The organism is Candidatus Binataceae bacterium (assembly GCA_035508495.1).
Lineage (GTDB): Bacteria > Desulfobacterota > Binatia > Binatales > Binataceae > JASHPB01.
This window is the reverse complement of sequence record DATJMX010000040.1, coordinates 92,347-114,620: the sequence shown is the minus strand read 5'-3', so window position 1 is coordinate 114,620 and position 22,274 is coordinate 92,347. Positions and strand designations below refer to the sequence as shown.

The window sequence follows — 22,274 nt, the reverse complement described above, 5'->3', positions numbered from 1 at the left end:
ACCTCGGCATCGGGTCCAGAATGCTGAGCGCTGGGCTTTCATTTCAATTCAATGGCGAATCGATCAAATCGAGGACGGCGATTGCGCTTTTTCGTGCTGGAAAAAATTCTGCTGCCGATCGCGATCGTGCCGCTGCGCCTGATCGTACGAACGTGGAGGCTCGATCCGCCGAGCACGGAGAGCCAGGCCGAGGTGATCAACTGTCCGCGCGTCGTGCTTTTCACCTATCACGGGATGTTTCTGCAGCTTCTCGCCTACGCGCATCTGGTCAACAACGCCGGCCGCCGCCTGGTGGTGATGCTGACGCCGAGCCTCGACGGACGCCTGCTCGCGGCGATGCTGAGTCACTTCGATATCGATTCGGTCATGGCCTCGCCGGGTGATCGCGATGTGCGCGGCGCGCTGGAATTCACGCGGCGTATCGAGGCCGGCGATCTGGGTCTGATAGCGGTTGACGGACCGCGCGGCCCCGCGTGTGTTGCGCAGCCGCGCGCGCTCGAGCTCGCCCGCACGGCGGACGCGCAGATCTACCTGACGATTACTTCGGCAGGGCGCGGAATTCGATTCGGTTCCTGGGATTGCTCCTACTTGCCGCTGCCGTTCGCCAGGACGGCGCTGCATATCGAGAAATTTCCCGCGAGCGCCGGATCCGAGGCGCTGCAAGCCGCGATGCTCCGGTCGGCGCGCGATCTTCAGAGCCCTGTTGTAGCCGCGGCATTCGACCGCACATGAGATCAGACGACGCGGCCCCGCGCGTCTTTCCATCGGCGATGCAGCCAGAACCATTGCTCGGGATGCCGATAGATCATGCGCTCGAGCGCCGCGTTATACATCTGCGTGTTCGCCCGCAGATCGGCGTCGGCATTCCCCGTATCGATAGTTTCGAGGGGATCCTCGAAGTGAAGAACATGAGTGCCGTCGGGCTCGCGATAGCTCGAGCCGGGGATGACGGGGGCACCGGTTGAGAGCGCGATGGTGGCGAGGCTGCGAAAGGTCGATGCGGGATGGCCCATGAAATCGACCGTGATTCCGTCGCGGCCGCCGGCGTGCTGGTCGAAGACGAACACGACGGCGTCGCGCGCGGCGAGGCGGTCGAGCACGGTGTCGAGTCCGCCGCGAGTCGGGATCACGCCGAGGCCAGCGCGCGTAAAGCGCCGGGTGACGAAGCCATCGAGAAAACCGGGCAGCCGTTTGCGCAAAAAATGAAAGCGCCCGCGCCATTCGGGAAATTGCTCAATCGCGGCCGGCAACACGTACTCCCAGTTGCCGAAGTGGCCGGTTAAAAAAAGCAGTCCGCGGCCGATATCCTTGGCCCGCAGCGGCGAGTCAGGGTTCTCGATACGGACCCTGGCGCGGCGGTGCGCGCCCGGAACGACCGTTGCCACCAGGACTTCGGCGATCGATCTGGCCAGATGTCCGTAGGAGGCGCGCGCCAGGCGCTGAATTTCCTCCTCGTCAACTCGATCTGCAAAAGCGCGCCGCAGATTCCTTAGTGCGGTGCCGCGCCGAACCGGAAAGAGGTTGTACGCGGCGCGATCGAGGGCGGTGACTCGCGTCTCGCGCGGCGTCGCGATCGCAACCGCACAAGCGCTGTCCGAGTCATGGGTGAGCGACACCGCGATCGGTCCAAGGCGATATTGGTCGAGGATCTGCTGCGCGCGCAGGCTCGGCGTGACGGCAGGTTCACCGTAACCGTTGCGACAGATAGCAAAGTCGCGCGGCTCGATTGCGCCGAGCGCAGTCTCGCGCGGCAGCAGCTTCAGGCAGGCTTCCTTGGCGGCGAAGCGCGCCGCCAGCGACGCAGTCGCGGATGCGCCGGTGCCGGCCTCGCGCAACTCCTCGTCGCAGAAAACGTCGATGCGGTCCGCGGGCGGCGTTTCGGCCAGCAGGCGCTCCATACGTGCGAGCTGCACCGTATCGATCCCGCATCGGAGACGCGAAGCGTTTTGAGGCATCAGCGGCTCGAGCCACCAGCGCGAACGATGAGCGCGGTGCTGAAAGAGCCGAAGCCACGGCACAGGACAAGCCCGATCGGACTGCGCGGAGTCTGCGCATCGCGCGAAACTGGCAGGCCGGCACTGGCGGCGGCGGGACTCTCGAAGGTCGCGATACCGGGGACGGTTCCGTGGGCGAGACTTTTAAGCGCGAGCACCGCCTCGATCATGCCGGCACCCGCGAGCAGATGACCGATCCCCCACTTGAAGGAAGTAATCGGCGGGACCGACGAACCGAAGACGCGTTTTATCGCGGCGGCCTCGGAGTCGTCGGAGGCCGGCGTGCCGTTTCCGTGCGCGACGATCGCGCCGATCTCGGAGCGCTCGAGGCGAGCCGAATCGAGTGCAGCTTCGATCGCACGCGCGAGCCCGTCGCCGTCGCGCCGCAGCGGCAGCAGTCCGCCGGCTTCCGAGGTGCAGGCGACAGACAGAACTTCGCCGAGAACCGGTGCATCGCGGCCGGCGGCAGATTCCCGCGTTTCGAGCATCATCGCGGCCGCGCCCTCGCCGAGCACCGTGCCGTCATGACGCTCGTCGAAGGGCTTGAGCGATGTGAGAGAGAGCAAACCGAGCGACGAGTAATAGACTATCGATTGCGGCTCGACGGGAGCATCGTGGGCAACGACCACGACGCGATCGGCCTCGCCATCGCGGAGCGTGTCGAGCGCCTGCCCGATCACCAGCGGACCGCTCGAGCTTTGATTGACGAAACAGCAGTTCGGTCCCTTGAAGCCCTGGCGGATGCCGAGATGACACAGCACGTTGTTGGGCAGCGACTTCAAAAGGAACATCGGGTCGACCTGCGAAGTCAGTTCCTCGCCATAGACGCGCAGCTCGCCCCGCGCCGCGCTCATCAGCGGAAAGAATTCGTATGAGTCCTGGTAATTGCCGCCGCCGGATGCGTCGTAGATCCCGGTGCGATCGTTGAAGGCCTCGATCGCCGCAGCTTCAAGCGTCTCGCGCGTAGCTGCGATACCAGCCGCGGCGATCGCGCGCTCCGCGGCATACAGACCCAACAAATCGGTGCGCCGGATCAACTTGTGCAGCTTGCGATCGCTGACCAGCTCGCGCGGCGCGAGGTCCGGGATGCAGGCGGCCAGCGGCGGCGGCGTGTCAGCTGAAGCCCATTCCATCATGGGGCCGATTGCCGAACGTCCCGCGTACAGTGCATCGAGGATAGCGCCGGGATCCTTGCCGAGCGCGCAGATCGCGCCAAGCCCGGTGATGACAATTGGTCGATCCATTACGAATCAGCCGCAACGCGGCGCAAGGCGAGGCAACTGTTCGAGCCGCCGAAGCCAAACGAATTCGAGAGCGCGGCTTCGATCGGCGCCGCGAGCGCGCGCTCGCGAACGAAGTTGAGATCGCACTCAGGATCGTCGTCGCCGAGATTGGCGTTCATCGGCATCGTAGCGTGACGAATCGCGAGCGCGCAGATGGCGGCTTCGACCGCGCCGGCGCCGGCAATCAGATGGCCCATCATGCTCTTGGTCGAGCTGACGCGGACGCGATCTTTGGCGGCGCCGAAGACCGCCTTGATCGCGGCGCATTCGCTGCGATCGTTCATCAGCGTCGAAGTGCCGTGCGCGTTGATGTAGCCGACGCCGCGCGGCTCGAGATTGGCGTCGGCGAGCGCGCGGCGCATCGCCTGGATCGCGCCATCGCCCGAAGGATGCGAATCGGTGATTCGATAGCAGCTGAGCGAATTGCCCTCGCCGGCGAGCTCGGCGTAGATTCGCGCGCCGCGCCGGCGCGCCGACTCCATCTCTTCGAGCACGAGGAAACCCGCGCCCTCGCCCAGCACGAAGCCGTTGCGCGTGCGATCGAATGGGCGGCTGGCACGCTCGGGGGAATCGTTGTCGGCAGAGAGCGCGCCGAGCAGGCAGAACGAGGCGACGCCCTCGGGATGGATCATCGAATCGAACCCACCGGCGAGCGCGAAGTCGGCACGTCCGCGGCGGATCAGCTTGAGCGCCGCGCCCACCGCCTGTCCACCTGAAGCGCAGGCGGTGTGAACAGAGTTGCAGTAGCCCTCGATGCCGAAGCGCCGCGCCAAAAGCGCGATACCGGCGTTGGTCTGGCTGCGGCAGAAGACGACAGGGTCGGCGGCTTCGGTTCCCGCGGCGATCATCGCCCGCGGATCGAACTCGCCCGCGGGCGCGAAGCGCGCCTGGAGGCGCGACAGTTCGGCATAACCGATGCCCATCATGCCCGCGCCCACGATACATCCCCAGCGCGCCGCGGTTTCCAGACGCGGCGCGACCCCGGCGTCGAGGATGGCTTCTTCCGCGGCGGCGAGCGCGAATTGATTGAGGCGATTGGCGAACTTCAGCATCTTGCGATCGCTGATGCGCGCGGCGGGATCGAAATCCTTGACCTCGGCGGCGATTCGCACCGGAAAGCCGCAAGCATCGAAGTTGGTGATGCTCGAGAGCCCGCTGCGCCCGGCGATAAGTGCCGACCAGGTCGAGTTAAGATCGTTGCCGAGGGGCGTGACGAGCCCGATCCCGGTGATTGCGACGCGGCGGCGCGGGTTACTGGTCACAGCCATTGGAAAGTCAGGCCGGCCGAGGCGATCCGCTTGTTATCGACGTGAGCGTCCAGCGCGAAGGATACCGACGAGGTGTCGGAATCGCGCAGGCCGGCGCTCAGAGCGACCGCCGTGCCAGGGGCGATAAAGGTTCTGAGCTTGAGGTCGGTGATTCGAATCGCGCGGGTCGCGGGCATGCGTCCGCCATGCCGGTTTTTGAGGGCCAGCACGGCGAGGCGGATTTCCGCATCGAGCAGGAGAGTAGCAGGAAACACGGGCTTACGCGGAAAGTGATCGGCATAAAAAGAGGCATCGGCGGGCGTGACAATCGAGCAGCGGGCGCTGTCGGCGCCAGCCACATTGTGCAACTCGACGGCCTCGTTGAGCGGCGCGGCGAACTCGACCGGGGCCGTTGCGGAGCGGAGCAAGGCGAAGCGGCTCTTCATCGCATCGGGATCGTCGAAATCGCCAAGCGCGAGCATCGGCGCGCCGCATCGTTCGAGCGTCACGAATGGCTGGCCGTCGATAGATGCGGAGCCCGAGTAGGCAACCGCGTCGTCGTCGCAGGTGTCCATTTCCACGGCCAGCTCGACGCGATCACCGGCGGCGGGCACAGCGGCGATCACGCACTCGCCGACCAGGCCGGCAACGGGCCTGAGCCGCCACTGCGAATGCTCGATTGCGATCCATCCTGCGAGTTGGCCGATCGCCTCGGCGATGAGGCAAGGCGGGAACTTGGCGTCGCGCGGAATCCGCACGCTGCCACGGGCGCCGCGTCCCGATTGAAACTCGCTTATCGATTCGACGAAGAGAAATCTCAACGGCGGTTCGCGGAGACTTGCCCCGCGTCAGGCGGTTGCGGCCTGCTCAGCCAGAGCGCGTGCGACGACCTTGCAGAAAGTTTCGACGGTGAAGAGCCGCGGGATGTCATCGACCCGCAACGTCGCGGGAAAACTCTCGGGTGGAACTTCGCTCAGATACTCCTGGAGGCGCTGGCGGCCGGCCGCGGTGACGACACCTTTGTGCTCGAATTCCGATTCGGGCAAATCGCCGCGCGCGTCGCTGGCGATTCGATTGCGCGGAATCTTGATCTTGAAGCCGCGCTCGAGGCGGAAGACGATATCGAGCAGATCGATCGATTCGGCGCCGAGGTCGTCGATGATGCGGCTTCCCAGCTGGCATTCGTCAACTTCGCGCGCGAGCGCGTCGGCGATGGCGCTGGCGACCTTGGGATAGACGGCTGAAACTTCGTCGTGGGTAATTAGGGGGGCTGATGACATCCAGTCACTCCATCTTGAATCCGCCGTCGACGTGCAGAATCTCGCCGGTAATGTAATCCGCAAAGCGCGAGGCGAGAAACACGACCGCAGCGGCAACGTCGGCGGGTGTGCCGAGCCGGCGCAGCAGGATGCGGCTCATAACTTCGTCCTGGGCCTGAGATACGACGCGCGCCGACATGTCGGTTTCGATAACGCCGGGCGCGACCGCGTTGACGTTGATGCCGCGCGGGGCGAGCTCGACGGCGAGCGCGCGGGTGAGGGAGTTAATCGCGCCCTTGCTCGCGGCATAGTTGGTTTGGCCGCGGCCGCCCTTTCTGGCGGCCACCGAGCTGATGTTTATGATCTTGCCGGCGCGGCGCGAGATCATCGGGGGCAGCGCGGCGCGGGTCAGGTTGAAAGTCCCGCCGACGTTGGTCTGGAGAACTGCGTTGATGTCGTCGTCTTCGAGCATCGGTAACAGGTTGTCACGCACGATACCCGCGTTGTTGACGAGGACATCGATCCAGCCGAAACGCTCGAGCACTTTATCGACCAGCTCGGCGCACGCCGGCGCGTCGCGCACATCGATTTGCTCCGCCGTAACTTCGAGGTTCTGAGTGCGCGCACTCTCGACGACGGCGAGCGCGGAGGCTCGATCCTCGCGATAGAGGAAGGTGACGTGGGCCCGCTCGGCAGCGAACGCCTCGACGATCGCGCGGCCGATACCGCGGCTGCCGCCGCTGACGATCACCGATTTGCCGGCGAGGCCTGAATCACCCAGCATCGTTATCCCGCGATCGAGAATCCGCCATCGACGACGATGGTCTGTCCATTGATCATCGCGGCTTCGGGCAGGCACAAAAGGTAGACCGCGTCGGCGACCTCCGCCGCGCGCATCGCGCGGCCCTTGGGCGAGCGGCGTTTGAACTGCGCGAGCATCTGCTTGCGATGCGGGAAGGCCTGCAGCGCGTCGGTATCGACCAGACCGCTGCTGATGGCGTTAACGTTGATGCCGCGCGGGGCGAGCTCGCAGGCGAGTGAGCGCACGACGGCTTCCAGAGCCGCCTTGGACGCGCCGATCAGGCCGTAGTCGGGAAGAGCGCGGCTGGCGCCGAGGCTCGAGATAGCGATCGCGCGTCCGCCCCGCGGCATCATCTGCGCCGCCCGCTGCATCAACGTCACCAGCGCGAAGGCGTTGGTTTCCATGCAGTAGCGCCAATGTTTGAGCGACGCGGACTCAAGCGGCCTCAGCACGCCGCTCGCCGCGTTGCTCACGAGGAGGTCGAGCCGATCGAAGGTGCGGCCCAGCTCCTCGAATACCTCGCGCACGCTCTCGGGGTCGGCGACATTGCCCTGGAGCGCGAGGGCGCGGCGGCCCATCGCGGAAACTTCGGCGCACAGCGACTCCGCCTCGTCGTGCGCGTTGAAGTAGTTGGCCGCGACGTCGCATCCGCTGCCTGCGAGCTTGAGCGCGATCGCGCGCCCGATTCCGCGCGATGCCCCTGTGACCAGCGCAATCTTGCCCGCCAGCGGCATCTTGGCGGTGGTCTTCGTGCCATTGCTAACCATCTCGAAGCGCGATCGTTGCGCGCATCGGCCTCGGAGTCAAAATCCTAGTCCGCTGCCGCCATCCGCCGGTCGGCCTTGCCATCTTCAACAATGCCCTCGCTCTCGGCGACGCCTGCCCCGTTCGAGACCAGGTCGAGCACCGCCGCGGCAGCGTTGTCCATCGCCCCCGGCGGTCCCATGATATCTGCGAGCTCGGCCAGCCGCGCACGAATTCGATTGCGCCGCAGATCGTCGGTCATGAGCGACCACATCTCCGCCGCAAGCTGTTCCGGTGCGATTCGCCAATGGAAAAACTCCGGCTGCACCATCTCGCCGAGCAGGATGTTCACCATCCCGATGTACTTCACGTACATGATTCGACGCGCGGCGGCATAGCGAAGATGATCACACTGGTAGACGATCACCGAGGGGATGCCGAGCAGCGCAGCTTCGAGCGTCGCGGTGCCGGCGCATTGCAGAATCGCCTGCGCATGGCTCATCACGCCGAACGAATCGGGCGCGTAGATCGCGAGATCGCTGAGGCCGCTGCGCCGCGCCTCGAGCTCCAGACGCTCGCGCAGCGCGTCCGAGGCAATCGGCACCGCGAACTGCAGATTGGGATCACGCGCCCGCAGGATCTTCGCCGCGGCAAACATCAGATCGCAGTGCGCGTCGAGCTCCTGCGGCCTGCTGCCCGGCATCAGCACAACGAGACGGCGGCCTGGATCAAGACCGATCGCGCGCACCGCGGCGGCCGAGTCGTCACGAACGCGGACCACATCGCGCAACGGATGCCCGGTCCAGACCGTATCGACTCCCGCCGCCCGATAAAGGTTGGCCTCCTCGCGAAACGCGCACAGCACGCGCGTGATATAAGGCGCCATCCACCTGAGCCGCCATCGCCCCCAGAACCAGACTTGTGGCGGAAAGAAGAAGACTGTCGGGATACCGCTCTTGCGCAGCCATCGCGCGATAAGGACGTTGAGCGTTTCGTTGTCGATGAGTACCGCGACGTCGGGCGATTGCTCGCGGATCATCGCGGTGAGCCGGCGCCACACGCGCACGACCGAGCGGAGCGTGCGCACCGAATCCGGCGGCCCCACCATCGAGACGTCGCTGCTGTCGCACATGGCGTCCATCCCGGCGCCATGCATCAGCGGACCACCGGCGCCGATCAGCTTCACGCCGGGCGATCGGCGCCGAAGCGCAGCAGTGAGCCGCGCAGCATTCTGATCGGCCGAGACGTCCGCAGCAATTAGACAGATTGTCGGTGGTCCGCCGTTTTTGCTCATACGCCGGCCGCCGTCAGAAAAGGCTCAAGCGTGTGGGAGTAGCACGCGGCGATCGAAGCCGGATCAGGCAGCACTGCCAACTGACGCTCGTGAGCGCTGCGGCGCTGCGTATCGTCGTCGAGCCAGCGGCGTAACGTAGCAGCGAGAGCGCTCAGATCCGCGCTCTGCGCTTCAGGCGTCGCCGATACGAGCGCACGCGCTTCAGCATCGAAGTGATGAAAGTTTGCACCAAACAGAGCCGGAACTCCGGCGCGCACGGGCTCGAACGGATTGTGACCACCGTGGCGTTCGAACCCGCCGCCGACGATCGCGCAGGACGCCAGCGCATAGAAGCGGCTGAGTTCACCCATCGTATCGACGATCATCACGCGCCACCCCTTTTCAATCTCGCGCGCCGAACGCCGGACGTATTTCCATGCGCGCCGGCTCGCCCATCGCTCAATAATCCCAACTGCGGCCAGATGCCGAGGAGCCACAATCAGGCGCACATCCTCGGGAATCACCGCCGCGATAGATTCGAGCACGTTGTTTACTTCATCGCCATGGATACTGCCGCAGACGACGACTCGATCGTGCGGACCAATTCCGATATCGCGCCGCAACGCCTCGGGGTCATCGAAGACCCGTGACGATCCCATGTACTTGAGATTGCCCGCGCTAACGCATCGATCCGCAGGAGCGCCGAGCGCGATGAATCGATCGCGCTCGACGTTGTCCTGCGCGAGGATCCTCGTGAAGCGGCTGAGCGTCGGCCCAATGAATGGTCTGATCGCCCTGTAGCGCGGCAGATCGCCCGAGTAGATGCGCGCGCTGACGCTGAATACCGGGATACCGCGCTCTTGCGCTTCGAACACCATCCGCGGCCATAGCTCCGTCTCGACGATCGCGAGGGCACGCGGCTGCCATCGATCTAACGCCCGCACGAGGCAATCGCTGACATCCCAAGGCACAAGACTTGCCACCCGAGCCTCGGGAGTGACGCGGCGAATATAATCGAGGCCGGCTCGGTTGGTCGCCGTGAAGACCGGCTCGAAGTGATGACCACGCTCACGCAGTAGGTTTGACAAAGCGACAGCGGCCGCCATCTCTCCGGCCGATGCGCCGTGGAACCAGATCACTGGTGCACCGGCCGAGGGCACATAGCCGAGGCGTGAATGTAATTCTTCGGATGAAGCTCCACGAATACGTTCAATAAGATGTGCGCACTTAAAGAGCAACGGCGACAGCAGTGCGTACATTCGCTCAAGTGAGCTTAAAGGCACGCCTGACGGAAGCGCAAATTCGTTCGATCCCGATTCCATTCAAAAACGAGTGATTTTCAGAAGTACCGCGTGAATCCCTCGCGCCCGCTGCCACTCTTCTCGCTGCCCCTTCTCGCCATCAGAATTCGTTCAAGGAAACTCCGCAAACAGACGATTTGCAACAGCGCAAGGCATCGCGGATTTCAGAAAATGGCTTGCATATCGCCGGTTCGATTGTTCTGACCGCCTGTCGTACTCGATGTGACAAGGATGCAGACGCGGGTCGTCTTCGTGCTATCTTCGCGATGCGGCGTGAATTGCGGCCGCCAATCAGTTGAACCTCCGCGACAGGCCTCAAAACTTCGCAGTAGATTCCCGATCGATCGCTCGTCCCGCGTGGCGCGGATGGGTGGCTGCTCTAGGGATCCTGGTGGCAGCGATCGTGTACGTGCTCGCCCACCGATGGGTCGCGCGGCGCATCGGGCCGCCTTTTCGAATCGCGATCGACAACCCGGCGGGTGCTCAGCCCAATGCGATCCTCGATGTGACCTGTTGCCGCCAGATGGAAGAAGTCGTGTTCGTCCACTTAACCGGCCGCGTCAGAAACGTCGGTCCGCGACCGCTCAAGATGGTGATCGCTCGCGCGCGCTATTTCGATCGTGAGGGCCATGAGATCGCGTCGGCGCAGTCGATGGTCAACAAACCGGTCCTCGAACCGGGTGACAAGCCCGCGGACTTCATGATCACAACTCCGGTCAATCTCGCGATAACGCGAGCTACGGTCGACTTCCGCCAGCCTGCCGGCCAACCGATACCGGCCCGCTATCGCGACTTCGGCTTCAACTTGAGCGACTGAGGGCACGATTCGAATCTTGCAATGAGCGACTCGGCCGTGAGTGCGGCTAGTACACCCAAGCCCGCGCCTGCAATCGTGTCGCTTGGATAGTGCGATCCCTCGAGGATGCGCTGAACACCGACCGCGATTGCGACCGCATATAATGCGACGCGCCAGCGAGGAATCAGCATCGCGAGCGCAGATGCAGACGCGAAGGCCACGCAAGCATGTCCCGAGGGGAACGAAAGATTCGCATGCGAAAACACCAGCCCGCGCAAGCCGCCATGGAAGAGGTCGAACCCGAACGGACGGGTGTTGAAGAAACCATTGTCGTAGATCGGCCGGCTTCTGCCGACTACCCACTTCGCCACCGCGTAGTACAGGCCTGATATCGCTCCCGACAGCCAAACAAGCACCGCGGATCTAAGTCCATATCCGCGCCAGAATAATAGAATCAGTCCGGCTCCAATACTCAAATAATATGTGCCAGCCGCTTTGACCATTTGCGCTGCACGCGACCATCGAACCGCACTATACAATCCGGTTTTGTAAACCCACGAGGCGATCGGATAATCCATCGTGAACGCGGCCGCGATTGCGGCTAACCACAGAGAGATCACGACCACGTACACATACTTGGCCGGCGTCTTTCCGCGCCCTTGCGCTGAGCGAATTCCCTCCGTGATCGCGTCGCTGGCCATTGTGAATTTCAGAATCAACCGGCGAAATCAGCTCGCGCCTGGCCGCGATTGTGAATAAAGCGGATAACGACCGACCAGGCTTCCTTACGCTCATCCGAATCAAACGAGACCAGCGCCCAGCCGATAGCAAAAGCTGGAACGGCTATAATCGTCGAGATGAGTGCGCGGATCCCGGAGAGCGGCGTTGTACCAAGCTCTGCAAAGGCAAACGCGATGCCGAGTACAATCAGGGACAACAGCGCGATCGGTCCGATTTCATATACCACTCGCGAAAATTCGATCCGCAGGACCTGCAGCGCTCCATACTGCATATACCACGCATTTGTAAGCACGTGAGCAAACACGCTACCTGCGATCACGCCGGCGATTCCCCATCGCTGGACCAGCCAGATCGATAGTGTGAGATTCAAGGTGCATTCCACCGCTGCGACAACCGTCAATCCATAGTGCCGCATCGTCGAGGTTAGAACGATATAGGCGGGATTCGCGATAATCCCCATCAAGAGCAACGAGGTCTGTAGTGCGAAAGTCGCCTTGCCGGGGAAAATACCCGGCCCGGCCCAGAACTGCATCAGGCCCGGGCCGAGGAACCATAAGCCCATCGTGGTGGTAACGCCAAACAAAAATGCGAACTTGAGAAAAAGTATGTATCCGGTTTGCAACCTGTCGCTACGTTGTAACGTGAAGTCCGCCGTCACATAGGGCGCCAACGTGTCGAGAATTACCGAAAAAATTCCCGAATTGATGAATACGAGCTTCATCGCGACCGCGTACTGCGTGACTTCGGCCGCGGGACGGAATGCGGCGATAACCAGGTTGTCGAGCCCGACATTAATAGTCTGTGCGATCTGAATCGCAAAGAACCCCGCGCTCGGAACGATCAGCCGCCGCATCATGCTTAAGGAAAATTTCCTAATCCGCGGCCGTGCTTCAGGACTGATTCGAATGGCGTAAACGCACGAGGCAATCGCACCAATCACGCGGATACCGCCCTGGATTACGGCGACGGCCAGAATCCGCAAGCCGGCCGCCAGTGCGGCCGTCATCGCCGCCACGCGCCCCACGGTCGAAAACGCGCCGATCGCCTGCTCCTGGTCAACCCTTTTCACGCCGCGCAGCAGCATCGCGTATACGTCGAAAGGCAGTGCAACCGCGCTGCAGACGGCAACGATCACCAGCGCAACGATCGTCGCGCGGTCCGCATAAGCAAGGAAATGAGTTGAAATTGCCGGCAGTTTGATCAGGAAAATCCCGAGCAACAGCGCCGTCACCGCGCCATAGCCGAAGAAGCTGGTCGATGTCAGTGTATCGATTTCATTCAGATCGGCTCGCGCGTTGGCCATCGCATACTCATTAGCCAGCGTCCGCGACAAACCCAGATTAGCCATTGAGAAGTATGAAGTGAGACTGAGAATAACCAGCCACTCTCCATACAGAGTGTGTCCGAGCAGGCGAACGAACAGCGGCACCAGCACCAGCGGCGCGACTATGGTGGTGGCATAGTTCGCGTAGCTGAAAAACAGATTATTGAAGACCTGCCTGCGCATACTCAGTGCACGGACTTGCAACGCCACCCGCGCAAACGCGCTTGAGGCATCAGCTTTTCCCCCGCATGCATTCGAGCATCGCGGCCAATCCGTCGCGAAGGCCGACGCAGGGCATCCATCCGAGCTCGCGTTTCGCTTTGCCAATATCGGCAATAACGTCGAGCACTTCCTCCGTGCGCGGCTTGTTCTCGGACCGAAGCGGCTTCGGCTCGAGACCCAACGACCAAAGCACGCTCAAAATCTCGGCGATACTCGCGGAGCGGCCCGAACCGGCGTTGTAGGTTCCTGACGCCCGCCGTTCCATGCTCAGGATCAGCATCTCGACCAGGTCCGAAATGTACAAATAGTCGCGCCGGGGCCGGGTATCGGCGACTATGATTTCATGGCGCGATCGATCCAGGGCCTGCGCGAGAAGTTTGGGAATCAGGAACTGTGGCGACTGACCGAAGCCATAGCTATTGAACGAACGGATGATCGCCGCACGGATACCGAACTGCTGCGCGTAATAGCGCGTCGCCTCCTCGGCCAATATTTTCGTGTGGCTATACGGATTGAAGGCGCGCACCGGATGTTCTTCATCGATCGGCAGGTGCTCAGGCTGGCCGTAAACGTAAGTACTGATCATAGTCAACGACGCGCCGCTGCGGCGGCAGAACTCGAGAACGTTAATCGTTCCCAGCAGGTTGACGCGATAATAGTCGCGGGCTCGATTCCAGCTATCCGGAACGAATGACAGACCCGCGAGGTGAAAAACGTGATCGACCCCTTCGTAGTCGAGCGCGCAGCCAGCGATGTCACCGTCGGCGCTGCTATGCGCACGAACATCATGGCCGCGGCTATCCAACTCTCGCACCAGGTGTCTGCCGATGAACCCGGAAGCGCCAGTGACTAATATGGACCGGGGCTTACCCAAGGAACCGATCCTTGCCGCGCTCGAATTCCTCGATCGCCTGCGAATAATCATCGGGCCGCCCGATATCGAGCCAGCAGCCGTCGTATTTATAGACCCGCACCTGCTCTCCGCGGCGCAACAATTCGAGCATCAGATCGTCGAAACCGAACTTCCTGCCCCTGGGTACTCTGTCGAGAATATCGCGGCTGGCAGCATAGACGCCCATGCTAACGAGGTAGTCCGTTGCTGGCTTCTCGGCGAATCCGCTGAGAATGCCGTTCGAGTTAGTAGTCAGTACGCCGAAATCCGTGACATGCCTGCGATGCGTCGCGGCAATAGTGAATAGCCGCCCGTCTCTCACGTGATCGTCAAAAAGCTGGCCGATATTCAGATCGGTGAGAACATCGCCATTCATCAGCAGGAAATTCGCCGGCAAATCGTCGATCAGCGTGAGCGGCGCAATCGTGCTGAGCGGCTCCGGTTCGAGCGAATAGTCAATCGCGATATTCCATTTCGAGCCGTCACCGAAAAATGCCTTGATAATGTCAGCCTGATGATTCACGGCGAGAGTCACGCGCTCGAAACCAAAACGCGCGAGCTGGCGAATTATTATTTCCAAAATCGGGTGATCGCCGAGCGGCATCAACGGTTTCGGCAGCGTTATGGTATATGGCCTCAGGCGCGTGCCCTGCCCGCCCGCGAGTACAACCGCGCGCCTAGACATTATAACTGGCGCTCTTGTAGAAGCTTAAATTGTCGGCCTGCCGGAACCATTCGATAGTCGCGCGAAGGCCTTCGGCCAGAAGCACTTGCGGCTCGAACGCGCATGCCGACGCGATCTTGCGACTGTCGCATTTAAGGCGCATCACTTCGCTCGCCGCCGGCCGGATCCGCTCGCGATCGGTTACGATCCGGGCCTCAACGCCCATGATCTCGGCGATCGTCGTGAACAACGCCTCAATAGTTATTTCGCTATTGGAGCCGATGTTAAATACTTGGCCTTCGACGTCCAGGCTCGCAAGATCGATCAATGCGCGGCACGTATCCGATACGAATGTGAAATCGCGCGACGAATGAATCTCGCCGAGCCTTACTTCGTGATTCTTCGATGCGAGCTGCGAAATGATCGTCGGCACGATCGCACGTGCGCTCTGCCTTGGGCCATAGGTGTTGAACGGACGCGCGATCACGGCCGGCAATCCATACGAGGCGTGGAAGCTGCGCACGATCGCGTCGGCGCCGACCTTGGAAGCGGCGTAAGGCGACTGCGGCTGGATCGGATGTTGCTCATCGATCGGCACATAACTCGCGGTTCCATACACCTCGCTGCTGGATAGATGAACGAGGCGTCGAACTCGCGCGGCGCGCGCAGCTTCGCAGATGTTGAGGGTGCCCTTGATATTGGTATCCACGTAGCTCTCGGGCGCCTGGTACGAATATGGAATCGCGATCAGCGCCGCGAGATGAAAGATTATTTCCTGGTCCACGGTGAATTGCGCGCATAGCCGCGAATCGCGAATGTCGCCGCTTACGATCTCGGCCTGCGCGGCGGCCGGACTGCGTTCGAGCCAGCCGCGGAAGTTGAACGAGTTGTAGTTGACGAGCGCGCGCACCCGGGCGCCCTCGGCCACCAGCATCTCGACCAGGTGCGATCCGATGAACCCGCCCGCGCCGGTGACCAGCACGCGTTTGCCGCTGAGCTTCAGGCCGCATCCTCCACGTTGGAAATCCGCTGGCATTTTAGCCCATCCTACCGTCTGAGGAGCAACACGGGGTCGTGGCCGCCCGAGCCTCGCGCGCGATTGGCGCAGCGTTCGTGCTCCGGTAACGGAAATCTAATTTGTCGGGAACATCGGGCGGCTCTAATGTTCGACGATTGGGTTTCGCAGCCGAGCTCGCGTGAAGAAAACACATGCCCGAAGACAACATCACAGTCGAATCGATCAAACAGCGTATACTCGACAACCTCCAGCTCGCGCTCGCGCGTCAGCCGCGCTATGCGACGCGGCGCGATTGGTACACCGCGGTTGCACTAACCGTGCGCGGGCTGATTGTGGCGCATTGGTATCGCGGCACCAACATCCGCTCCGACGATCACGATCGCGTTGTAGCCTATCTCTCAGCCGAGTTCCTCGTCGGACCGCATTTGCAGAACAACCTCGTCGAGCTCGGCATCCATCGCGTCGTCGAGCAGGCCGTAACCGAGCTTGGGCAGGATCTCAACGACCTCGTCTGGCAGGAGCAGGAGCCAGGCCTCGGCAACGGCGGCCTCGGGCGCCTCGCCGCGTGTTACATGGAATCGATGGCGACGCTGCAGATGCCGGCGATCGGCTACGGCATCCGCTATGAATTCGGGATCTTCCGCCAGCTTATCCGCGACGGATGGCAGGTCGAGATGAGCGACGAGTGGCTCAGACTCGGCAATCCGTGGGAGATCGCGCGGCCGGAGAACGTGCACCAGGTGCAGTTCGGCGGCCGCGTCGAGACTTACACCGACGAGTCGGGGCGCGAGCGCACGAAATGGATTCCAGAGCGAATCGTGCGCGGCGTCGCCTACGACACACCGACCCTGGGCTTCCACGTGCCGTGGGTGAATCTGCTGCGGCTGTGGAAGGCGGAAGCGCACGAGGAGTTCAATTTCCAGGCTTTCAATGTGGGCAACTATTACGGCGCCGTCGAGGACATGGTGCAGTCCGAGAACATCACCAAGGTCCTCTATCCCAATGACGAGCAGGTCGGCGGCAAGATCCTGCGCCTCGAGCAGCAGTACTTCTTCGTCTCGTGCTCACTGCAGGACATGCTGCGGCTGCATCGCCTGCGTCACCGCGCGATCTCGGAGTTTCACAAGTACTGGGCCGTGCAGCTCAACGATACGCATCCGTCGATCGGCGTCGCCGAACTGATGCGGCTTTTGCTCGACGAGCATCAGTTCGGATGGAACGAGGCGTGGGAAATCACCCGCCACACCTTCGCGTACACCAATCACACGCTCCTGCCCGAGGCGCTCGAGAAGTGGCCGCTGCCGATTTTCGCCAAGCTGCTCCCGCGCCATCTTCAGATCATCTACGAGATAAACCGCCGCTTCCTCGACCAGGTGCGCGAGCGCTTTCCCGACGACGCCTCGCGGCTGACGCGGCTTTCGATCATCGACGAGAGCGGCGACAAGTTCGTGCGGATGGCGCATCTGGCCGCCGTCGGCAGCCACAAGATCAACGGCGTCGCGGAGCTGCATTCGGAGCTGCTGAAGCAGGACGTGCTGCGCGACTTCGCCGACCTGTGGCCCGAGAAATTCACCAACGTCACCAACGGCGTGACGCCGCGGCGATGGATCGCGGTGAGCAACGACGCGCTGGCCGATCTGATCACGGACAAGATCGGCGACGGATGGTTGTCGAACCTCGAGCACCAGCTCAGGCGCTTCGAGGCGTTCGCCGACGATCCCGAAGTCCAGGACGCGGCGCGGCTCATCAAGTATGCGAACAAGCGCCGGCTTGCGGAAATGATCGAGCGCACGAGCGGCGTCAATGTAAACCCCGAGTCAATGTTCGACGTGCAGGTCAAGCGCATCCACGAATACAAGCGCCAGCATCTGAACGTCCTGCACATCATCGCGCTCTACAAGCGGATCAAGCAGAACCCCGGTATCGAGATGACGCCGCGCACCTTCGTGTTCGGCGGCAAGGCCGCGCCGGGCTACGCGATGGCGAAATTGATCATCAAGTTGATCAATTCGGTGGCCGAGGTCGTTAATCACGATCCCGAGGTGCGCGGGCGGCTCAAGGTCGCGTTCATCCCGGATTTCAACGTCAAGATTGGCGAGCATATCTATCCCGCCGCCGACCTGTCGGAGCAGATCTCGACCGCGGGCAAGGAAGCGTCGGGCACCGGCAACATGAAGTTCGCGCTCAACGGCGCGCTCACGATCGGCACGCTCGACGGCGCCAATATCGAGATCCGCAATGAAGTCGGCGAGGACAACTTTTTCCTCTTCGGCCTCACCGCGCAGCAGGTCAAAGCGATCGTCGCCGCCGGTTACCATCCGCGCGACTATTACGAGAAGAGCCCCGAGCTGCACGAGATTCTCGGCATGATCGAGTCGGGCGTGTTCTCGAAGGGCGACCGGCAGATCTTCAAGCCGCTGCTCGACTCGCTGCTCAACTCGGATCCATTCCTGGTGCTGGCCGACTTCGACGACTACGCGAAATGCCAGGCCGCAGTGTCGGAAGCATTCAGAGACGAGCGCAAATGGCTCCAGATGTCGATCCTCAACATCGCGCGCTCTGGCAAGTTCTCATCCGATCGCGCCATCCGAGAGTATCGCGACAAAATCTGGCGGCGTTAACTACCTGTCAATACTGATAGGAGGTCGAGAGGCCTCTCATCGTGACGCAGCGCCGCCCTGTCGCAATGGAATGTGCGGGCTTTGCAGGAGCGCTAGAAAGTTCCAGGCTCCTGCCAATTACGGGCTTGAATGCTCGCCCACACCTGGCATTCAGGACGATCCTCCGTGCCGGGCGGCTTGCACGTCGCGCGAAGGTGCCGGCTTCCCGTGCAGTGAGCGATCCAGAGAATTCCCGTGAGTGTGCCGGAATCGCATCGGCGTTCTTCGCTGATAGCCCGAGCAACAGACTCGCGGCTCACACACCCATCGGCGCACGCCACCGTCCGCCCGCATCCGCCAAGCAGCGTCGAGAGCACCAACGCAACACCCTGTCATCATTCGGGCGCTACCATGCGCGCCGCGATTCTTCGCTGAATCACCAACGTTCCGCATACCTCTTATCCAAAGAGAGGTGTCCTTTAGAGCGTCGGCGCTCGAACTGTCTGTATATGATCGTTGGACAGTTCGATCATGGTGCCCTCAGGCAACAAGCGATCGTCTGGCCAAGCGCCGTTTTTACGATAATCAGAATTAACGGCATCGGGAATCTGCGAGTCACGTCACAATTGAGCTTCCGATTTTCAGAAACTCGCTTGTGATCTCCGCTAAAGCTTGCGGCGACTCCAGGGTGAACTGCACCCATCCGTCATGACAAACAAATATCCGACCATAGCCATTAAGTGGGAGTAGATGGATGTCCCAGCCGGCTACAATTCCGATTTCAACGAAAGTAATCAAGTCGAAATCTTCGTAGTTCAAGAACATGTGACCGGGAGCGTCTTCCATTGACCGATAGTCGCCATACGATTGACGAATACGATAGTACAAGTGCCAGTTTTCGGAGCTCGGCCAAACCTCAGTCTTGGTCACCCAAAAGAGACAGCGGTCGCGTGGCTTCAGTGAACCTTCGATAAGGCGGGCCACCCACAAAAGCCGAGTATAGTCGTGAGGCAAAGTGACTCGAACACTGTGACCTTTGGCCGCTTCGCGTTTGGGAACCATGAAAGCGTCGAGCTCGATATTGCACGCGATGCACCAGTCTTGAGCCTGTTTCGTCGTGAGAAATTGCATGAATCAACGATAGCACAAGCTGTGGATGAACGGGCACGGATTGTTATGCAGAGGCTTAGTGGGGGTTCGCGTTCTGTGACAAACGACCTGCGATCGGAAGTGCGGCGCACCCCGCATGAGCAGATGGGCTAGTGTTGGTACGAGTGTGACAGGCTTCTTACCGTCGTGCAGAATTCGTCGATCGTTTCGCGGATGATCTGTGCGACGGGCTTGACTGAATCGATACGGCCGCAGACCTGGCCGGACAACGCGACCGCGGCTTCCATGTCGCCGCCGAAGTAGAGCGCCTTGGCGTTACCGAACTGGCCCATGATATTCGGGCCGGGATCGCGCTCGAGGCGCGTCGTGCGCTCGGTGCGCAGAGCGCGAAGCGCGGGCTTGGAGAACTGGTTGAGAAAAACGGTGTCGGTCTCGGCCGCATCGACGATCGCGCGCTTCCAGTTCTCGTGCACCGGAGATTCCGCCGACGAGACCATGCGCGTGCCCATCTGCACGCCCTCGGCGCCGAGCGCGAATGCGGCCGCCATCGAACGCCCGTCAGTGATTCCGCCCGCCGCGATAATCGGCACCTCGACCTTTTCGCGCACCAGCGGGAGCAGGATCATCGTCGCGACCGGTTGCGGATTCTTGAAGCCGCCGCCCTCCCCGCCTTCGACCACGAGGCCGTCGACTCCAGCCTCGACTGCTTTGAGAGCCGCCTTGAGCGTCGGCACGACGTGGAAGACGGTGAGTCCCGCGGCTTTCAGATCGCGGCAATAGCGCGCTGGATCACCCGCCGAAGTCGTGACGAATTTGACGTTCTGATCGATGACGAACTTGACGATTGCGGGATCGCGCACGAAAGCCTGCGCGATATTCACACCGAATGGCTTGTCGGTGAGCTCGCGCATCTTGCGGATCTCGCCGCGAATTTCATCGAGCTCGCCCGACGACGTTTCGATAATTCCCATTCCGCCCGCGTTCGACACGGCCGACGCGAGTTGCGCCCGCGCGATCCATCCCATCGGCGCCTGGATAATCGGGTACTCGACGCCGAGCATTTCGGTGATTCGGTTGGCAAAGCGCATTGGGATGCTCCGGTAAGGTCGGATTCAGATTTGGAAGTCGTCCTTGCGCGGGCGGCGCGCAGGGCGACCGCCACGCTCGGCCTCGCGCTCGAGTTCCTCGATCTCTTTGCGCAGCGCGTCGAGGCGCTCGTGAAAATGCTCGCCCTCGACTTTGACGGGAGCTTTGCAGCCCTCGCATACAAAATGCGACTCCGCGCCCCGCTCGAAGTCGCGGACCGCGACCGTATTTTTGTGCCCGCACTTCGGGCAATCGACATCGATAGTTTCGTCTTCGAACATCGCAGCTCTCCGTCGAGCGTAAATCAGCCGTCCACAATATTAAGGGTTTCGGGGTGATGAAACACCCGCATCGATCAAGTCCAGAATGACCAGCAATGCGTGGCGATCGCGTATGCGCTCAGCATTGCGTTGGTGACGGCGTGGGCGGCGATCGCATCGGACAATTTTCCGCGGCAGTACGCGGCGCCCGCAAACGCCATCCCTGCGAGCGTACCCGCGATCCACTGACTGTGCATCGCGCCGAAAAGAATCGACGACGCGAGAAATGAAAGCCACGTGAAGTTACCGATCGGCACGGAGTCGAAATCGTCGGCGACCAGCTTGCGCATCAGGTAGCCGCGAAATGCGAGTTCCTCCGCGATCGGCACCGTGATCGTCGCGCCGATGACGCGGAAGGCCATCCAGATGACGCGCCCGGTTATCGACAGCGAACCAAGTCCCGCGGCGAAGGCCGAATCGAACGCGGCATCGCGTGACGGAACGATCACGATCCAGGCGCAGAACACGACGACGCCAACCGCGATCGCCATCATCGATGGCCAATACCAGATTGCCGTGAGATCGCGGCGATAGTACCACAGCGCCGCCGCTGCGACGCCGACGCGCGCGGGATAGAGCAGATCGAATCCAGGATGGATCGCCTTCGTCAGCATCGCAGTCGCGATAACGGCGATCAGCGGGACGAGGTAAAAGGATGCGGCGCTTCGCGCGCTGACGTTGGCTGCGGAAGCCACAGGTCTGAAGGCCGGGATGCGGAAACTCGCGACGATAGTCGCACAGCCCACGAGGCTCAGCGAAAGCCATCCCGCCACGGAATGAAAACCGTTGAGCGCGATCGTCGGGCTCCATCCGCCGATAAGGATCAACAGAACGATCCGCACCGAGTTGAGAATCCATGCGAGGAGCATCGCGGCGGGCAGTAAAATCAACGACAGCGGAAAGCGCAGCTCGCTGCGATAGCGCCACAAGTAGATCCCGACCAGCAGCGACGTGATCGCGATACCATCGAGACCCGAGCACACCGGCGCGAGCTCGACGCTGAAGCTGCGCGTACCGATCTCAGCATGCGGAAAATCGAGAACGACGGATTGGCCGAGAAGATGCAGGATCGTCGCGACCATTTTGAAAGTCGCGGCGCGGCACGCCTCGATCGGCGTCGCGCGGAAGTGGTTGACGACCTTGGCGCCGATCCCGGCGCCAGCGCCGATCGCGAATGATGCCTGCGCGCCGCGATACCAATCGAGAAGAAATGAGGGCGGCAGCGCCGCCACAACCCATGTCGCAGTTACAGCGATCTCTAGTGCAAGCCGCGTCCAGATCCAGACGAGGAAGAGCGGTGTTGGTCTGAGGCCGAGTCCGATCGCCGTCCAGCCGAGCAAGGCGACGACGCATCCCAGATGAATCACGAGCCGCGTTATCGAATCGCTCGATAACGCCGGCGACCGTGCCGCAAAGCCCCGCAGAGTTTGGGTGAAGTTTCGCCAGCTCAAAAGCGCCGAGATAATAAGCGTCGCGGCGATCACCTGTGGCACCGCCCGCCCGATTCCCAGGATCAGCCACAGCCACGGATACACGTGCCAGTGCGCCTCGCCCCATACTCCCTCGGGCATGAGGAAAGCGCGTTCGATGAAGAGTAA

General features: G+C 61.9%; 21 protein-coding genes. 3 read left to right on the top strand and 18 right to left on the bottom strand.

The window, feature by feature from the left end; all coding sequences use genetic code 11:
* Nucleotides 1-93: 93 nt before the first annotated feature.
* Nucleotides 94-732, top strand: coding sequence for a DUF374 domain-containing protein (locus tag VMA09_13645; protein HUA34645.1), 639 nt, complete (start codon nucleotides 94-96; stop codon nucleotides 730-732).
* A gap of 2 nt (nucleotides 733-734) precedes the next feature.
* Here the strand turns inward: VMA09_13645 and VMA09_13640 are convergent, their stop codons facing one another.
* The 9 genes from VMA09_13640 to VMA09_13600 are packed head-to-tail and all read right to left on the bottom strand — an operon-like array spanning nucleotide 735 to nucleotide 9,861.
* On the bottom strand, nucleotides 735-1,955 hold the full coding sequence (locus VMA09_13640; GenBank protein HUA34644.1) for a 4'-phosphopantetheinyl transferase superfamily protein: 1,221 nt from the start codon (nucleotides 1,953-1,955) through the stop codon (nucleotides 735-737).
* Nucleotides 1,955-3,238, bottom strand: a complete 1,284-nt coding sequence (locus VMA09_13635; GenBank protein ID HUA34643.1) for a beta-ketoacyl synthase N-terminal-like domain-containing protein — start codon at nucleotides 3,236-3,238, stop codon at nucleotides 1,955-1,957. The genes VMA09_13640 and VMA09_13635 overlap by 1 nt, the downstream gene beginning before the upstream one ends.
* On the bottom strand, nucleotides 3,238-4,545 hold the full coding sequence (locus tag VMA09_13630; GenBank protein HUA34642.1) for a beta-ketoacyl-[acyl-carrier-protein] synthase family protein: 1,308 nt from the start codon (nucleotides 4,543-4,545) through the stop codon (nucleotides 3,238-3,240). The genes VMA09_13635 and VMA09_13630 overlap by 1 nt, the downstream gene beginning before the upstream one ends.
* A complete protein-coding gene (locus VMA09_13625) occupies nucleotides 4,536-5,345 on the bottom strand; it encodes a hypothetical protein (protein ID HUA34641.1) in 810 nt (269 codons plus the stop codon). Before VMA09_13625 ends, VMA09_13630 begins: the two co-directional genes overlap by 10 nt.
* A 27-nt stretch (nucleotides 5,346-5,372) precedes the next feature.
* Nucleotides 5,373-5,804, bottom strand: a complete 432-nt coding sequence (locus VMA09_13620) for a phosphopantetheine-binding protein (GenBank protein ID HUA34640.1) — start codon at nucleotides 5,802-5,804, stop codon at nucleotides 5,373-5,375.
* Nucleotides 5,805-5,808: 4 nt separating this feature from the next.
* Nucleotides 5,809-6,567, bottom strand: a complete 759-nt coding sequence (locus VMA09_13615; protein HUA34639.1) for a 3-oxoacyl-ACP reductase family protein — start codon at nucleotides 6,565-6,567, stop codon at nucleotides 5,809-5,811.
* A 2-nt stretch (nucleotides 6,568-6,569) separates the two neighbouring features.
* Nucleotides 6,570-7,352: an enoyl-[acyl-carrier-protein] reductase FabL gene (fabL, locus tag VMA09_13610; GenBank protein ID HUA34638.1), complete on the bottom strand. Its 783-nt coding sequence runs from the start codon at nucleotides 7,350-7,352 to the stop codon at nucleotides 6,570-6,572.
* 44 nt (nucleotides 7,353-7,396) lie between these two features.
* On the bottom strand, nucleotides 7,397-8,623 hold the full coding sequence (lpxB, locus tag VMA09_13605; protein ID HUA34637.1) for a lipid-A-disaccharide synthase: 1,227 nt from the start codon (nucleotides 8,621-8,623) through the stop codon (nucleotides 7,397-7,399).
* Nucleotides 8,620-9,861 carry a glycosyltransferase N-terminal domain-containing protein gene (locus VMA09_13600; protein ID HUA34636.1) on the bottom strand — a complete coding sequence of 414 codons (1,242 nt, stop codon included), beginning with the start codon at nucleotides 9,859-9,861 and terminating at the stop codon, nucleotides 8,620-8,622. The genes lpxB and VMA09_13600 overlap by 4 nt, the downstream gene beginning before the upstream one ends.
* A 412-nt stretch (nucleotides 9,862-10,273) precedes the next feature.
* Here VMA09_13600 and VMA09_13595 point away from each other — a divergent pair, with 412 nt between their 5' ends.
* Complete coding sequence (locus VMA09_13595) at nucleotides 10,274-10,720, top strand: FxLYD domain-containing protein (GenBank protein ID HUA34635.1); 447 nt, start codon at nucleotides 10,274-10,276, stop codon at nucleotides 10,718-10,720.
* Here the strand turns inward: VMA09_13595 and VMA09_13590 are convergent.
* The 5 genes from VMA09_13590 to VMA09_13570 are packed head-to-tail and all read right to left on the bottom strand — an operon-like array spanning nucleotide 10,687 to nucleotide 15,578.
* Nucleotides 10,687-11,400, bottom strand: coding sequence for a phosphatase PAP2 family protein (locus tag VMA09_13590; GenBank protein HUA34634.1), 714 nt, complete (start codon nucleotides 11,398-11,400; stop codon nucleotides 10,687-10,689). The two genes, VMA09_13595 and VMA09_13590, sit on opposite strands and share 34 nt — an antisense overlap.
* A 14-nt stretch (nucleotides 11,401-11,414) precedes the next feature.
* A complete protein-coding gene (locus tag VMA09_13585; GenBank protein HUA34633.1) occupies nucleotides 11,415-12,947 on the bottom strand; it encodes an oligosaccharide flippase family protein in 1,533 nt (510 codons plus the stop codon).
* 49 nt (nucleotides 12,948-12,996) lie between these two features.
* Complete coding sequence (locus VMA09_13580) at nucleotides 12,997-13,911, bottom strand: NAD-dependent epimerase/dehydratase family protein (protein ID HUA34632.1); 915 nt, start codon at nucleotides 13,909-13,911, stop codon at nucleotides 12,997-12,999.
* A complete protein-coding gene (locus tag VMA09_13575) occupies nucleotides 13,853-14,563 on the bottom strand; it encodes a sugar phosphate nucleotidyltransferase (GenBank protein HUA34631.1) in 711 nt (236 codons plus the stop codon). Before VMA09_13575 ends, VMA09_13580 begins: the two co-directional genes overlap by 59 nt.
* The gene (locus VMA09_13570; GenBank protein HUA34630.1) at nucleotides 14,556-15,578 is read right to left on the bottom strand and encodes an SDR family NAD(P)-dependent oxidoreductase; all 1,023 of its coding nucleotides are present in this window, start codon (nucleotides 15,576-15,578) and stop codon (nucleotides 14,556-14,558) included. Before VMA09_13570 ends, VMA09_13575 begins: the two co-directional genes overlap by 8 nt.
* Before the next feature lie 173 nt (nucleotides 15,579-15,751).
* Between VMA09_13570 and VMA09_13565 the strand changes: the two genes are divergently transcribed.
* Nucleotides 15,752-18,181 carry a glycogen/starch/alpha-glucan phosphorylase gene (locus tag VMA09_13565; protein HUA34629.1) on the top strand — a complete coding sequence of 810 codons (2,430 nt, stop codon included), beginning with the start codon at nucleotides 15,752-15,754 and terminating at the stop codon, nucleotides 18,179-18,181.
* 594 nt (nucleotides 18,182-18,775) lie between these two features.
* Here the strand turns inward: VMA09_13565 and VMA09_13560 are convergent.
* The 4 genes from VMA09_13560 to xrtE all read right to left on the bottom strand — a co-directional run bounded on the left by VMA09_13560 (nucleotide 18,776) and on the right by xrtE (nucleotide 22,247).
* Nucleotides 18,776-19,291, bottom strand: coding sequence for a hypothetical protein (locus VMA09_13560; GenBank protein HUA34628.1), 516 nt, complete (start codon nucleotides 19,289-19,291; stop codon nucleotides 18,776-18,778).
* Between the two features lie 128 nt (nucleotides 19,292-19,419).
* On the bottom strand, nucleotides 19,420-20,358 hold the full coding sequence (locus VMA09_13555; protein HUA34627.1) for a nitronate monooxygenase: 939 nt from the start codon (nucleotides 20,356-20,358) through the stop codon (nucleotides 19,420-19,422).
* Between the two features lie 24 nt (nucleotides 20,359-20,382).
* A complete protein-coding gene (locus VMA09_13550; protein HUA34626.1) occupies nucleotides 20,383-20,637 on the bottom strand; it encodes a hypothetical protein in 255 nt (84 codons plus the stop codon).
* Between the two features lie 74 nt (nucleotides 20,638-20,711).
* Nucleotides 20,712-22,247 (bottom strand): exosortase E/protease, VPEID-CTERM system, encoded by a 1,536-nt coding sequence (gene xrtE / locus VMA09_13545; protein HUA34625.1) that lies wholly within the window; start codon nucleotides 22,245-22,247, stop codon nucleotides 20,712-20,714.
* Nucleotides 22,248-22,274: the final 27 nt, after the last annotated feature.